Origin of the sequence: Bradyrhizobium sp. Rc2d, from assembly GCF_900099855.1 — a bacterium.
Classification (GTDB): domain Bacteria; phylum Pseudomonadota; class Alphaproteobacteria; order Rhizobiales; family Xanthobacteraceae; genus Bradyrhizobium.
Window position 1 is genome coordinate 546,118 of sequence record NZ_FNCU01000001.1, and the last position, 13,503, is coordinate 559,620.

The window sequence follows — 13,503 nt, forward strand, 5'->3', positions numbered from 1 at the left end:
CTAGCAAAAACGATCTCGCCCGCCAGGAGGCAATCCCCATCGCGGGTGTTAAGTCAAAAACAGCTTATGAAGTAGACCCGGCTGGGAAATGGGAGGCGGAAATTACTTCAAAGAGGTGCTAATCGAACCGAACTTCTCGTTCATCGTGCTGCCCAGGCTGTTCACCACGGTGGTGATCGCGAGCGCGATACCGGCTGCGATCAGACCGTATTCGATCGCAGTTGCACCGGACTCGTCCGACCAGAATCTGCGAGCCGCGACTTATGCTGAAAAATTGGGAACAAAAGTTCCAAAATTGAACCCGACGGAACCCAGGATGCAACCCTCCCCTACTCATCGCGCCAGCTTCTCGATCGGCAGCGAGGCCGCCGCCAGGCGTGTCGTCGACGTGCTCACCGAGGTGTTTTTCGAGGGGGATGCGGCGGTCGCCGCCTTCGAGCGGCCGGACGGCCAATGGGACGTCACGCTGCATTTTGCCGCCGCGCCGGACCAGGCATGCCTGCGCGAACTCGTTGCAACTTCAGCAGGAAATGAGATCGCGGAGACGCTCGCCTTCGATATCGTCGAGGCCAAGGACTGGGTCAAAGCGAGCCTAGAAGACCTCGTGCCGGTCCCGGCCGGCCGTTTCGTGGTGCACGGCAGCCATGACCGCGACCGGGTGGCGGCGAACAAGCTCAAGATCGAGATCGAGGCGGCGCTTGCCTTCGGCACCGGCCACCACGGCACCACCCGCGGCTGTTTACTGCTGCTTGACCATGTCCTGAAAAGCGCACGGCCGAGGCGCGTGCTCGACCTCGGCACCGGGACCGGCGTGCTGGCGATCGCCGCGGCCAAGGCGTTGCATCGCGCAGTGCTTGCCTCCGACATCGACCCACCGTCGGTGCGGGTGGCGACAGAGAATGCGGCGCTGAATGACGTTGGTAACCATGTGCGGGTGATCCGTGCCACCGGCTTCGCCGCACCGGATTTTGGCAAATGCGGTCCGTTCGACCTGGTGTTGGCCAACATCCTTGCCAATCCATTGCGGCAATTGGCGAGCCCGATGGCGCGGCATCTCGCGCCCGGCGGGCGCCTCATCCTCTCCGGCCTGTTGACTCATCAGGCCCCCGCCGTGATCGCCGCCTACCGCGCGCGCGGTCTCGTGCCGCTGCGGCATCTGCGGATCGAGGGATGGAGCAGTTTGTTGCTGCGGAAACTCTCGTAGGGTGGGTTAGCGTCAGCGTAACCCACCTCTTCTCTCGCAACGATCAAAGTGGTGGGTTACGCCTAGCGGACCGCGCTTCGCGCAACCGCTACACTAACCCACCCTACAAAATCTCGGCGCCGCGCTACTCCGCCGGCTTCTCGTCCTTGCGCATCGTGCGCTCATCCCGCAACGTCCGCCTCGCGCGGCGCTCGGCGAAACGATCGATCATCTGGCTGATGAGGCCGCGCGGCTTCTTCGGTGTCGCCACAATCGGGGCGCGACGCACCGGCGGCGAAATCTTCTCAAATGTGAACGATGCCATCGTGTGTCCCCTCGCCGTTGAGATGAACCACTTGCTCGAATTTCCCTGTTGTCCGGACGAAGCGCAACTGCCGCACCCTTTACTCCACTCCATTCGAATGGAACTATTTCAAGCACAGTCCATGCCAGATGCGACGCAAATGCGTCTAGATTGCGGACTGATCCCCATGATCCTAAAGTGATCCACATGTTCGAAGCGCACTTCCAGACATTCGAGGAGCCCGAGGCCGGCGTCGCATTGGCGGCGCGCCTTGCTGCACTCCGCGAAGAACTCGCCCGCCGCAAGCTGACCGGATTCGTGATCCCCCGCGCCGACCAGCAGCAGAATGAGTATGTGCCGCCGTCGGAAGAGCGGCTCGCCTGGCTGACCGGCTTCACTGGATCGGCTGGTTTGGCGGTGGTCCTGACCCAGGAGGCTGCGATCTTCGTCGACGGCCGCTATACGCTGCAGGCTGCCAAGCAAGTCGATGCGAAGGCCTGGGCGGTGGAATCGCTGATCGATCCGCCGCCGGAGAGCTGGGTGTCGGCGCACTTGAAGCCCGGCGACCGCCTCGGATTTGATCCGTGGCTGCACACTTCTTCAGCAGCCGAGCGCTTGTCCGCCGCCTGCGCCAAGGCGGGCGCTGAACTCGTTGCGGTCGACAGCAATCCGGTCGACGCGATTTGGCACGATCGACCGCAGCCTCCCCTCGCGCCGGTGACCGTGCACGGAATGCAACATGCCGGCCTCACTGAAGCCGACAAGCTGACACAGATCAGAGGCGAAATCGCCAAGCTCGGCGTCGATGCGCTGGTGGTGTCGGACAGCCATGCCGTGGCCTGGACCTTCAACATCCGTGGCGCCGACGTCGCGCATACGCCGTTGCCGCTGTCCTATGCGCTGGTGCCGAAGGACGGACGGCCGACGATCTTCATCGACCACCGCAAGCTCTCCAATCTCACGCGCGACCATCTCGAACAATCCGCCGACGTGCGCGAGCACGATACGATGGCGCCGACGCTGATGGCGCTGGCCAAGAGCGGCGCCGCAATCGCGCTCGACAATGCCACGGCGGCCGACGCGCTCAGCCGGCTGATTGCAGGCGCTGGCGGCAAGCCGGTGCGCGGCAGCGACCCGATTGCGCTGCTCAAGGCGGTGAAGAACGCGACCGAGATCAAGGGCACGAAGACCGCACATGTGCGCGACGCCGTGGCGCTGGCGCGCTTCCTCGCATGGATCGATCGCGAGGCGGGAAGCGGCAAGCTCACCGAGATCGACGCGGTCGAGGCGCTGGAGACGTTCCGCCGCGACACCGGCGCGCTGAAGGACGTTTCGTTCCCGACCATCTCGGGCACCGGTCCGAACGGCGCCATCGTGCACTACCGCGTCACCCGCAAGAGCAACCGGCGGATCGCACCCGGCGACCTGCTGCTGATCGATTCCGGCGCGCAATATGAAGACGGCACCACCGACGTCACCCGCACCATGGCCGTGGGCGAGCCGACGGCGGAGATGCGCGACCGCTTCACCCGCGTGCTGCGCGGCCATATCGCGATTGCGCGCGCGGTCTTCCCCGACGGCACCACCGGCGCGCAGCTCGACACGCTGGCGCGGCAATATCTGTGGGCCGCCGGCGTCGATTTCGAGCACGGCACCGGCCACGGCGTCGGCAGCTATCTCTCGGTGCATGAGGGGCCGGCGCGGATCTCGAAGCTCGGCACCACGCCGCTCAAGCGCGGCATGATCCTGTCCAACGAGCCCGGCTACTACAAAACCGACGGCTTCGGCATCCGCATCGAGAACCTCGAGCTGGTGGTCGCCCTCGACATCAACGGTGCCGAGAAGCCGATGAATGCGTTCGAGACGCTGACGCTGGCACCGATCGACCGCCGGCTGATCGATGTGGCGATGCTGAGCCGCGATGAGCTCGACTGGCTCAATGCGTATCATGCGCGGGTCAGGGCCGAGGTGCGGCCGGCGCTTGATGAAGCGACCAAGGCCTGGCTCGATCAGACAACGGCGGAGCTGAAGCCGTAAGTTCGGTGCGCATGGCGCTAGGCGATTTGCGCAACGCTGCCTGCTCCACTACAGCCGTCCCCCCGCGAAGGCGGGCATCGCCGCAGCTTCTCCGCATACGACATCTGTCTCTGGAATACTGGATTCCCCGCCTTCGCGGGGAATGACAGCGGAGGCCGGGGCGGTCATCGCGCCGTCATCATAACCATCCCGGAATCCGTATAGCCGCATTCCGAAACGCCGATATCCGTCTTGCACGAGCGCGCTACAGTCGATTCGAATTCGAAAGACGGATACGTATGCACGGCATGATCAGCAAGCCGCCGGGAGCGGCGACCAACCTCGCGACGTCGCGCTTGGTGCTCCTGCTCTTGGTGGTCATGACCGGGATCGCGCCGATCTCGCTTTACATGCTGGTTCCGGCGCTGCCGGTGCTGGCGACCAATTTCGGCAGCGACATCTCGATCGCGCAGATGACAGTGTCGCTCTACATGGTCGGCATCGCGCTGTCGCAGCTCATCATGGGGCCGCTGTCGGACCGGTTCGGCCGGCGCCCGGTACTGCTTGGAGGGCTGGCGCTGATGATAGCTGCCAGCGTCGCCTGCATCTTCGCGCAAAACCTGCCGCAGCTGATCGCCGCGCGCTTCTTCCAGGCGCTGGGCGGAGCCGCCGGCATGGTGGTGAGCCGCGCCATCATCCGCGACATCTACGAGCGCGATCGCGTCGCCTCGATGATCAGCCTCGTGGTCGCTGCCCTGATGATCGGACAGATGGTCTCCCCGCTCACCGGCGGCCTGATCGAGACCGCGTTCGGCTGGCGCGCGATCTTCTACGCCATCACGATCGCCGCGATCATCGTCGCCGTCGGCATCGCGGTGGCGCTGCCGGAGACGCGCCGCAGCCGCGCCGCCGGCAGCGGCTTTCGCGGCGACGTCGGCATCCTGATCCGCAACCGCGCCTTCGTCGGTTCCGTGATGTGCCAGGTGCTGGCCTCGCAGATCATCTTCACCTTCGCCGGTGGCGGTCCCTACATCGTGGTGACGCAGATGGGCCGCAGCAGCGCCGAATATGGCGCATGGTTCGCGACCTCGGGCTTTGCGTTCCTCGTCGGCAATCTGCTCTGCGTGCGCTTTGCGCCGCGGCACTCGCTGGAGAAGCTGATCTGGTTCGGGCTTGCGCTCCAGCTCTGCGGCAGCCTGCTGAACCTGATATGGAGCTTCGCCGGCTGGAACGAGGCGCCCGGCTGGCTGTTCGGCACGCAGATGATCGTGATGGCTGGCAACGCCTTCGTGATGGCGAATTCAGCCGCCGGCGCCATCAGCATCCGTCCCGAAGCCGCCGGCACCGCGTCGGGCGCAATGGGCTTCCTCCAGCAGGGTATCGGCGCACTGATGTCGCAATTCGGCGCCTATCTCGGCGGCCACTCCGCCACCACGCTGCCGCTGACCTCCGCGGTCCTCGCGATCTCGCTGCTCTGCGCCTGCACGATGATCTTCGTCGTCCCCCGCCGCGAAGTCATGGTCAGCGAGAAGCTGATTGAGCAGGCCGAGGAGGAAGAGACGGGGATGATGTGAGGGGGCGCGGGACCGTCCCCACCCTGGCTGTCATGCCCCGCCTAGTGCGCAATTGCGCACGGGGGCGGGGCATCCAGTACGCCGCGGCCTCTCGGTTCAATTACCACCGTCTCTGGAATACTGGATCGCCCGGTCAAGCCGGGCGATGACAGCGGAGTGAGTAGCACCAGAGCGTGAAGCTCACTCCCCGATCAGCTTCAGCCACTCGTCCTCGGTCAGTACCTTGACGCCGTGCTTGTTGGCTTCCGCGAGCTTCGAGCCGGCGCCGGGACCGGCCACCACGAGATCGGTCTTCTTCGACACCGAGCCCGACACCTTGGCACCGAGCCGCTCCGCGGTTGCCTTGGCCTCGTCCCGCGTCATCTTCTCCAGCGAGCCGGTGAACACCACGGTCTTGCCGGCGACGGCCGAATTGCTCTTCGGCTTCTCGGCGTCGACGATCTCGACTTCCTTGGACAGCCGCTCGACGATGCCGCGATTGTGGCTCTCGCCGAAATAGTCGGCGATGCTCTTGATGACGGTGTCGCCGATCTGGTCGAGCGCGTCCATGTCCGCCATCGCCTCCTCGTCGCCCTTGGCAACCTTGAGGCAGGCGTCGTGAAAGGCATCCCAGGAGCCGTAGCCGCGCGCCAGCGCCAGCGCCGTGGTCTCGCCGACATGGCGCATGCCGAGCGCATAGACGAAGCGCTCCAGCGCGATTTTCCGCCGGCTCTCGATGGCGCCGAACAGATTTCGCACCGACGTTGCACCGTAGCCCTCGATCTGTTCGAGCTTGAGTTTTGAGTTGCGCTCCTCCAGCGTGAAGATGTCAGCAGGCTCCTTCACCCACCCCTCATCGAAGAAATACTGGAGCTGCTTCTCCCCCAATCCGTCGATGTCGAAGGCGCGGCGCGAGACGAACAGCTTGAGATGCTCGATCTTCTGATAGGGGCAGGCGAACTCGCCGGTGCAGCGGGCGCGCGAGCCCTCCTCGCCGGTCGCCGTCTCCTCACGCGTGACGTCGGTGTGAAGCGGACACGGGCACTTCTTCGGAAAGTGAAATTCCTTGGCGGTCTTCGGCCGCTTGTCGAGGACGACGTCGACCACCTGGGGGATGACGTCGCCCGCGCGCTGAATCACCACCGTGTCGCCGATGCGGATGTCGCGGCCCTCGCGCAGCACCTCGCCCTTGTTGCCGATGCCCTTGATGTAGTCCTCATTGTGCAGCGTGACGTTCTGCACGATCACGCCCCCGACGCCGACCGGTTCGAGCTTGCCGACCGGCGTGAACGAGCCGGTGCGGCCGACCTGGATTTCAATGTCGCGCAGCACCGTCATGGCACGTTCGGCCGGGAATTTGTGCGCAATGCCCCAACGCGGCGTGCGCGAGACGAAGCCGAGCCGCTCCTGCCAGTCGATCCGGTCGACCTTGTAGACGACGCCATCGATGTCGTAGTCGAGCCTTGCGCGCTGCTCTTCGATCGAGTGATGGAACGCGAGCAGCTCCTCGATCGAGTGACACAGCTTGGTCAGCGGATTGGTCTTGAAGCCGCAACGCTCGAACCAGCCGATCATGCCGCTCTGCGTGCCCTCGGGCATCGCGCTCATCTGGCCCCAGGCATAGGCGAAGAAACCGAGGGGGCGCGAGGCGGTGATGGTCGGATCCTTCTGCCGCAGAGAGCCTGCGGCCGAGTTGCGCGGATTGGCAAAGATGGTGTCGCCGGCGGCCTTCTGCCGCTCATTGAGCGCCAGAAACGCCCTCTTGGTCATGTAGACCTCGCCGCGCACCTCGCAGATATCGGGGACGTTGCGGCCCTTCAGCTTCTGCGGCACGTCTTCGAGCGTGCGGATGTTGGCGGTGACGTCCTCGCCTACCGCGCCGTCGCCGCGCGTCGCGGCCGTGATGAGTTCACCGCCCTCATAGCGCAGCGACATCGACAGGCCGTCGATCTTGGGTTCGGCGGAGAAATTGACCTGGTCGTCGCCGAGCTTCAGGAAGCGCGCGATACGGCCGACGAAGTCGCGCACGTCCTCTTCGGCAAAGGCGTTGTCGAGCGACAGCATCGGGAGGGCGTGCCGGACCTTCCTGAAGCGGCCCGACGGCGCCGCGCCGACCTTCTGCGACGGCGACTCCGCGCTGACGAACTCCGGAAAGCGCTTTTCGATGGCGTTGAGGCGCTGCCGCAACGCATCGTATTCGGCGTCGGTAACGGTGGGCGCGTCCTCTTGATAGTAGCGCTCGTTGTGCCCCTCGATCTCGAGCGCCAGCCGCTTGTGCTCGACCTTGGCCTGCGTCTGGGTGAGGTCGGCGACGTCGCGAGGCGGTGTTGCTTTGGATTTTGCTGCTCTGGCCATGGTGCTTGGATACGACGGAGCGGGCGGGAGGGTAAAGGTGGTTACGTTTGCGTGCCCCGGGCGCAGCGCAGCGCTTCTTCGGCGGTGCGCTGCAGAGCCGGGGCCCATGCGCGGCATTCTGGGTCCCGGCTCTTCGGCCGGGACAAGAGAGCGTCAAGCCGTCGCCGCCTTGAGCAGCCGTTCTGCGGCTGCCCTGGCTTCCGCCGTGATTTCGGCACCGGCCAGCATCCGCGCGATCTCCTCGCGGCGGTGGTCGGCGGCCAGTGCATTGACGCGGGTGGCGACGCGCTTGCCCTTGTCGAGGGCGTCCTTGGAGATCAAGAGATGCTGGTCGGCGCGGGCGGCGACCTGCGGGGCGTGGGTCACGGCCATCACCTGCACCTTACCGGCAAGCCGCGCCAGGCGCCCGCCGATGGCATCGGCAACCGCACCGCCGACGCCGGTGTCGATCTCGTCGAACACCAGGGTCGGCGCCGAGCCGCGGTCCGACAGCACGACCTTGAGGGCCAGCAGGAAGCGCGAGAGCTCGCCGCCGGAGGCGACCTTCATCATGGGCCCCGGCTTGGTACCCGGGTTGGTCTGCACCCAGAACTCGACGCGATCGAAACCCTGCGGCCCCGGTGAGGCCTCGTCGGTCTCGACCTGGGTCATGAATTTTGCGCGTTCGAGCTTGAGCGGGGCGAGCTCGGCGTTGACGGCCTTGTTGAGCTTCTCCGCCGATTTCTGCCGCGCCAGCGACAATTTCTTGGCGGCGGCCGCATAGCGGCTATCTGCCTCGATCGCGGCCTGCTCCAGCTTCTTCAGCCGCGAGGCGCCGGCATCGATCAGCACGACGTCGGCGGCATATTTGGCGGCAAGCGCGGCGAGGCCATCCACCGGCGTCGAATATTTGCGTGACGCCGCACGCAAAGCAAAAAGCCGCTCCTCGATGCGTTCGAGCTCGGCAGGATCGAAATCGGTTGCGGCCAAGGCCGCCTGGAGATGCTGGTCGGCTTCCTCCAGCGCGTTGATCGCGGCGTCGATCGCCTTCACCGCCGGCTCGACCAGCGCTGGCGAGTTGACGCCGCGCCGTTCCAGCCGGCGCACCGCGGCCGACAGCGCCGCGACCGGCGAATGATTGCCGCCAACCGCCTCCTGCGCCTCGCGCAAATCGGAAGCGATCTTTTCGCCCTGCATCATGGTGGTGCGGCGCGAAGCCAGCGAGGTCTCTTCGCCGTCCTTGGGCGCGAGCTGCTTCAGCTCGTCGGAGGCATGGCGCAGATAATCGGCCTCGCGCGCGGCGCGCTCCATGCCGGCGCGATGCTCCTCAAGCTCGGTATTGGCGGTGCGGCGGGCGTCCCAGAGCGCTTCCACGGCGGCGACGTCCTTTTCGAGGCCGGAAAAGGCGTCGAGCAGGCGACGATGGGTGGCTGCATCGACCAGCGCGCGCTCGTCGTGCTGGCCATGGATCTCGACCAGGGCGGCACCGACCGCCTTCAGCGTCTGCACGCTGATCGACTGGTCGTTGATGAAGGCGCGGGTGCGGCCGTCGGCGAGCTGCACGCGGCGGAGAATCATCTCACCGGTGTCGTCCAGGCCGTTCTCGGCCAGGATCTTCGTCGCGGGGTGATTCTTGGGGACATCGAACATGGCGGTGACCTGCCCCTGCTCCGCACCGTGGCGCACGAGGCCGGCGTCGCCGCGGCCGCCGAGCGCCAGTGCAAAGGCATCGAGCAGGATGGATTTGCCCGCACCGGTCTCGCCGGTCAAAACCGCAAGGCCGGTGGCGAATTCGATATCGAGCCGTTCGATCAGGACGATGTCACGGATCGACAGACGCGCCAGCATGGAACCAAATTTCCTAGCCGAGACCCATCTTCTTGAAGGTCCGGCTGATCCAAGACCCCTGATTCTCGCTCGGTTCGAGACCGCCGGATTTTACAAGATTATAGGCGTCCTTGTACCAGCGGCTGTCAGGAAAATTGTGCCCGAGCACGGCCGCCGCGGTCTGCGCCTCGCCGACGATGCCGATCGCCATATAGGCCTCGGTGAGCCGGAACAGCGCCTCCTCGACATGGCGGGTGGTCTGGTACTGCGTGACGACGGTCTTGTAGCGGTTGATCGCCGCCGTGTAGTCGCGCTTCTGCGCGTAGTAGCGGCCGACATTCATTTCCTTGCCGGCGAGCTGGTCGCGCGCACCCTCGATCTTGGCCTTGGCCGAGGTGGCATATTCCGAGTTCGGATATTTGCGCACCACCTCTTCCAGCGCGGCGATCGCCTTCTCGGTACGGGCCTGGTCGCGGCTGATGTCCGGGATCTGGTCGTAATGCGAGGCGGCGATCAGGTATTGCGCATAGGCCGCATCCGGGCTGCCGGGATGCAGCGTGACATAGCGGGTGGCAGCGCCGATGCAGCCGTCATAGTCGCCGCCCTGGTAGGACGCATAAGCGGACATCAGCAGCGATTTGCGAGCCCACTCGGAATAAGGATGCTGGCGGTCGACCTCTTCGAACTTCTTGTTCGCCGCCTTCATGTCCTTCTTCTCGTTCATGAGGTACAGGCCCTCATTGTAGATCTTGTCGGCGGGCTCCTCGACGAAGGTGTCGTCCTTGGCGGTGAACTTGTCCCAGAGCGAGCCGGTGCCACAGCCGGCCAGCGGCAGCGCGAGCAGGATGAAGGTGACGGCGTGAAGCAGGCCGCGGGCTCGAGACGAGACCGGGAGATATCCGCGCGTCATACGCTGTGCCGACATGAGTTTTGCCTTGACGCCCTGTGATGCGGTGCCCGCCAGCCCATGAACCCCGTCATGGGCGCGAAATGTGACCGTGGTGCCTGCCATGCGACCACGCCGATCTATCCGAAAAACGATCTTTAACGAACCGGATAGGCAGGCATTTCGCCCGGATTAAGGCGAAACTGCCGCAATGCTAGTCGATCATGGTTACCAGGAATTTCCCGGGGGCAGTTGCAACCCGTACCTGCGACAACAGGTCCGTCAGGACACGTCCGGCCCGTAGGCCGCAGCGATCCGGCCACCGACGATGCCGCGACCAACTTCGCCCTGGGGACGCGTGGTGCGGCGGGCCGCTTCGCCCTCGACCACCCGCCAGGCGGTACGGTCGGCCAGCAGCGCGGTCAGGACGGCGTGGTTGAGCTTGTGGCCGCCACGCACCGAGCGGTAAGCGCCAAGCAGCGGCAGGCCGGCCAGCGCGAGGTCGCCGATCACGTCCAGCACCTTGTGGCGGGCACATTCGTCGGCGTAGCGCAGGCCCTCAGTGTTGAGCAGCCGCTCATCGTCGAACACGACGGTGTTGTCGAAGGAGGCGCCGAGGGCATAGCCGGCGCTCCAGAGCCGCGCGACATCGCCCATCAGGCCGAAAGTCCGAGCGCGGCCAACTTCGCGGCGGAAACGCTCGGCGCTGAGGTCGAAAGCGTAGCTCTGCTGGCCGATGACGGGGTTGGTGAAGTCGATTTCGACCTCAGCGCGGAACCCGTTGGCGTAGGGCCTGATCTCGCCGAAGGAATCGCCGATCTTGACCGAAATCGGCTTCAAAATCTGAATGAAGCGGCGCTGGGCCGATTGGGTGACGATGCCGGCCTGATCGATCGCCGCAATGAAGGCGGCGGCGCTGCCGTCCATGATCGGCACTTCGGGCCCGTCGATCTCGATCGTGGCGTTGTCGACACCCATGCCCCGCAGTGCAGCGAGCACGTGCTCGGCGGTGGACACCAGCGGGCCATCGCGATCGCCGAGGACGGTGGCGAAGTCGGTTGCAATCACCTGCTCGGCGGTGGCCTGAACTTCGCGGTCACTTCCCTCGAGTCCGGTGCGGACAAAAATAAAACCTGCGTCGACAGGCGCAGGCCCAAGCGTGAGAGTGACGGGAAGACCGGAATGAACGCCTACGCCTGCCACGGAGGCTTGCGCACGAAGCGTTGTTTGCCGGCTAAATTTCATCAGGAACCGCCCCACTACGACCACTGCGACTTATACGAGACCCGCCTGGCCGGTCAGTGCCGACGTCCCGCGAATCCGTATCCCCAAGTCACGGCAAACCATAGTCACTGCCCCAAACAGCGCCAACTCACGCTTTTTTACCGATTGTTACCCCAAACCTGCCGTATTCGCGCCAAGGCTTAACCAAATTGCGCCGAGGTTTGGGGCCATCATCGGCAGTTTTACTGAACCACCGAATGCGTAATTAATGATTTAAAATCAGTTGCTTGGCTGCGCAATCCGGATATGCACGGGACCAAAGGAAAGGTCCCGGCAAGCTTGTTGCCGGGACCTTTTTTCGTCTGCCTTATTGTAACAATCCTCAGGTCGCCTGCCGCCGCAGGAAGGCCGGGATATCAAGATGGTCGTCTCCCTGTGGCGCCGGCGCAACAGGCGCGGGGCGGCCATGCATGTCCAGGCCCTGCGGCGCGGGACGGCGAGCATACTCCGATACCGGTTCGGTAGCCGCGATCTGCTGCGCCACGGTCTTCTGCGGCCGGCGATCGGGCAGCGGCGGCATCGCGGGACCGGCGGTGCGAGCGGCGATCGGCGCTTCGCTCTCCTCGTCGCGACGGCCGAGGCCGACATTGGCGAGACGCTGGAGCAGCGACAGGCGGGTCTTCTGCGGGGTCTCTTCCTCGACCTCGCCGCGGGCCTGGCGAAGCTCGGCCTGGGCCGGCATCGGCAGTTCCTCGATGCGTGGCATCCGCGGCGCACGGACCGGTGCACGCTCGGCCTGCGGCGGGATGAAGGTTTCCGGCGTCATCGGCTCCTGCATGGCGAGCGGGGCCTGCTCGGGCTCCGGGAACAGGGTCGGCTTCTGCGCGATCGGGCGCACGGTGACATCGCCGTAGGTCTGCATCGGCGCGGGCGCCTGCGGGACGTCCGCGACGGCGGCGGCGATGGCGGCGAGCGCAGCACGCTCGACGTTCGGACGGGGCGCCGCAGCGGCCGGAGCCGGCGCGGCCGCCGGGACCTGCCCCTCCAGCTTCTGGGCGCGTTCGGCCAGACGCTGATTGTCGGCACGGAGCCGCGCGGTCAGGTCGGCGAGACGGCTCTCGGCAGCAGCGGCCGGAGCGGCAGCCTGCTGCGCCTGCGGTGCCGGGTTCGCGACGGGAGCGGAGGTCGCCTGGCTGTTGCGGGCGATCGCGGCCTGCTCGATGCCCGTGGCAACGACCGAGACGCGGATCAGGCCGTCGAGGGCTTCGTCGAAGGTCGCGCCGACGATGATGTTGGCGTCCTGGTCGACTTCCTCGCGGATGCGGGTCGCGGCTTCGTCGACCTCGAACAAAGTGAGGTCCTTGCCGCCGGTGATGGAAATGAGGAGGCCCTTGGCGCCCTTCATCGAGCTATCGTCGATCAGCGGATTGGCGATCGCGGCTTCCGCGGCGGTCAGCGCGCGCTTGTCGCCGGAGGCTTCGCCGGTGCCCATCATCGCCTTGCCCATCTCACGCATGACGGCGCGGACGTCGGCGAAGTCGAGATTGATCAGGCCTTCCTTGACCATCAGGTCGGTGATGCAGGCAACGCCCGAATAGAGCACCTGGTCGGCCATCGCGAACGCGTCGGCGAAGGTGGTCTTCTCGTTGGCGACCCGGAACAGGTTCTGGTTCGGGATGATCAGGAGGGTGTCGACCACCTTGTGAAGCTCGTTGATGCCGGCTTCAGCGGTGCGCATGCGGCGGCCGCCCTCGAAGTGGAACGGCTTGGTGACGACGCCGACGGTGAGGATGCCCATGTCGCGCGCTGTCTTGGCGATGACGGGGGCAGCGCCGGTGCCGGTGCCGCCGCCCATGCCGGCGGTGACGAACACCATGTTGGCGCCGGAGAGATGGTCGCGCAGCTCGTCGATCACCTCTTCCGCCGCCGCGGCGCCGACATTCGGCTGCGAGCCGGCGCCGAGGCCTTGGGTGACTGCGGTGCCCATCTGCACGATGCGCTGCGCCTTCGACATCGTCAGCGCCTGCGCGTCGGTGTTGGCGACCACGAAGTCGACGCCCTGGAGGCCCGCCGTGATCATGTTGTTGACGGCGTTGCCGCCGGCGCCGCCGACGCCGAACACGGTGATCCGGGGCTTCAGTTCGTGAATATCAGGAACATTGATGCTGATGGTCAT

9 protein-coding genes and 1 pseudogene are annotated in these 13,503 nt (G+C 65.5%); 3 read left to right on the plus strand and 7 right to left on the minus strand.

Annotated elements, in window-relative coordinates:
• Positions 1-102: 102 nt before the first annotated feature.
• A pseudogene (locus tag BLV07_RS02520) lies at positions 103-249 on the minus strand (Flp family type IVb pilin); the annotation flags it as partial.
• A gap of 67 nt (positions 250-316) precedes the next feature.
• Between BLV07_RS02520 and BLV07_RS02525 the strand changes: the two are divergent.
• On the plus strand, positions 317-1,204 hold the full coding sequence (locus BLV07_RS02525; RefSeq protein WP_091880312.1) for a 50S ribosomal protein L11 methyltransferase: 888 nt from the start codon (positions 317-319) through the stop codon (positions 1,202-1,204).
• 124 nt (positions 1,205-1,328) lie between these two features.
• Here BLV07_RS02525 and BLV07_RS02530 read toward each other — a convergent pair whose 3' ends face one another.
• Entirely contained in the window at positions 1,329-1,508 is a 180-nt protein-coding gene (locus BLV07_RS02530) for a hypothetical protein (RefSeq protein ID WP_091879178.1), read from the minus strand.
• A gap of 186 nt (positions 1,509-1,694) precedes the next feature.
• Between BLV07_RS02530 and BLV07_RS02535 the strand changes: the two genes are divergently transcribed.
• Both BLV07_RS02535 and BLV07_RS02540 read left to right on the plus strand, forming a co-directional pair.
• Positions 1,695-3,524: an aminopeptidase P family protein gene (locus BLV07_RS02535; RefSeq protein WP_091879181.1), complete on the plus strand. Its 1,830-nt coding sequence runs from the start codon at positions 1,695-1,697 to the stop codon at positions 3,522-3,524.
• A 278-nt stretch (positions 3,525-3,802) separates the two neighbouring features.
• Positions 3,803-5,077 (plus strand): multidrug effflux MFS transporter, encoded by a 1,275-nt coding sequence (locus BLV07_RS02540; RefSeq protein ID WP_091879184.1) that lies wholly within the window; start codon positions 3,803-3,805, stop codon positions 5,075-5,077.
• 180 nt (positions 5,078-5,257) lie between these two features.
• Here BLV07_RS02540 and ligA read toward each other — a convergent pair whose 3' ends face one another.
• The 5 genes from ligA to ftsZ all read right to left on the minus strand — a co-directional run bounded on the left by ligA (position 5,258) and on the right by ftsZ (position 13,503).
• Positions 5,258-7,411 carry an NAD-dependent DNA ligase LigA gene (gene ligA / locus BLV07_RS02545; protein ID WP_091879187.1) on the minus strand — a complete coding sequence of 718 codons (2,154 nt, stop codon included), beginning with the start codon at positions 7,409-7,411 and terminating at the stop codon, positions 5,258-5,260.
• Between the two features lie 153 nt (positions 7,412-7,564).
• Complete coding sequence (gene recN / locus BLV07_RS02550) at positions 7,565-9,238, minus strand: DNA repair protein RecN (RefSeq protein ID WP_091879190.1); 1,674 nt, start codon at positions 9,236-9,238, stop codon at positions 7,565-7,567.
• 13 nt (positions 9,239-9,251) lie between these two features.
• On the minus strand, positions 9,252-10,142 hold the full coding sequence (locus tag BLV07_RS02555) for an outer membrane protein assembly factor BamD (protein WP_091880315.1): 891 nt from the start codon (positions 10,140-10,142) through the stop codon (positions 9,252-9,254).
• Between the two features lie 243 nt (positions 10,143-10,385).
• Positions 10,386-11,348, minus strand: a complete 963-nt coding sequence (gene lpxC, locus BLV07_RS02560) for a UDP-3-O-acyl-N-acetylglucosamine deacetylase (RefSeq protein ID WP_091879194.1) — start codon at positions 11,346-11,348, stop codon at positions 10,386-10,388.
• Positions 11,349-11,709: 361 nt separating this feature from the next.
• Positions 11,710-13,503, minus strand: a complete 1,794-nt coding sequence (gene ftsZ / locus BLV07_RS02565) for a cell division protein FtsZ (RefSeq protein ID WP_091879196.1) — start codon at positions 13,501-13,503, stop codon at positions 11,710-11,712.

What these genes read in the sequence shown, in the direction of transcription:
- BLV07_RS02525 (WP_091880312.1), top strand. Translation starts at nt 317, where the DNA reads ATGCAACCCTCCCCTACTCATCGCGCCAGCTTCTCGATCGGCAGCGAG.
- BLV07_RS02530 (WP_091879178.1), bottom strand. Translation starts at nt 1,508, where the DNA reads ATGGCATCGTTCACATTTGAGAAGATTTCGCCGCCGGTGCGTCGCGCC.
- BLV07_RS02535 (WP_091879181.1), top strand. Translation starts at nt 1,695, where the DNA reads ATGTTCGAAGCGCACTTCCAGACATTCGAGGAGCCCGAGGCCGGCGTC.
- BLV07_RS02540 (WP_091879184.1), top strand. Translation starts at nt 3,803, where the DNA reads ATGCACGGCATGATCAGCAAGCCGCCGGGAGCGGCGACCAACCTCGCG.
- ligA (WP_091879187.1), bottom strand. Translation starts at nt 7,411, where the DNA reads ATGGCCAGAGCAGCAAAATCCAAAGCAACACCGCCTCGCGACGTCGCC.
- recN (WP_091879190.1), bottom strand. Translation starts at nt 9,238, where the DNA reads ATGCTGGCGCGTCTGTCGATCCGTGACATCGTCCTGATCGAACGGCTC.
- BLV07_RS02555 (WP_091880315.1), bottom strand. Translation starts at nt 10,142, where the DNA reads ATGTCGGCACAGCGTATGACGCGCGGATATCTCCCGGTCTCGTCTCGA.
- lpxC (WP_091879194.1), bottom strand. Translation starts at nt 11,348, where the DNA reads ATGAAATTTAGCCGGCAAACAACGCTTCGTGCGCAAGCCTCCGTGGCA.
- ftsZ (WP_091879196.1), bottom strand. Translation starts at nt 13,503, where the DNA reads ATGACCATCAGCATCAATGTTCCTGATATTCACGAACTGAAGCCCCGG.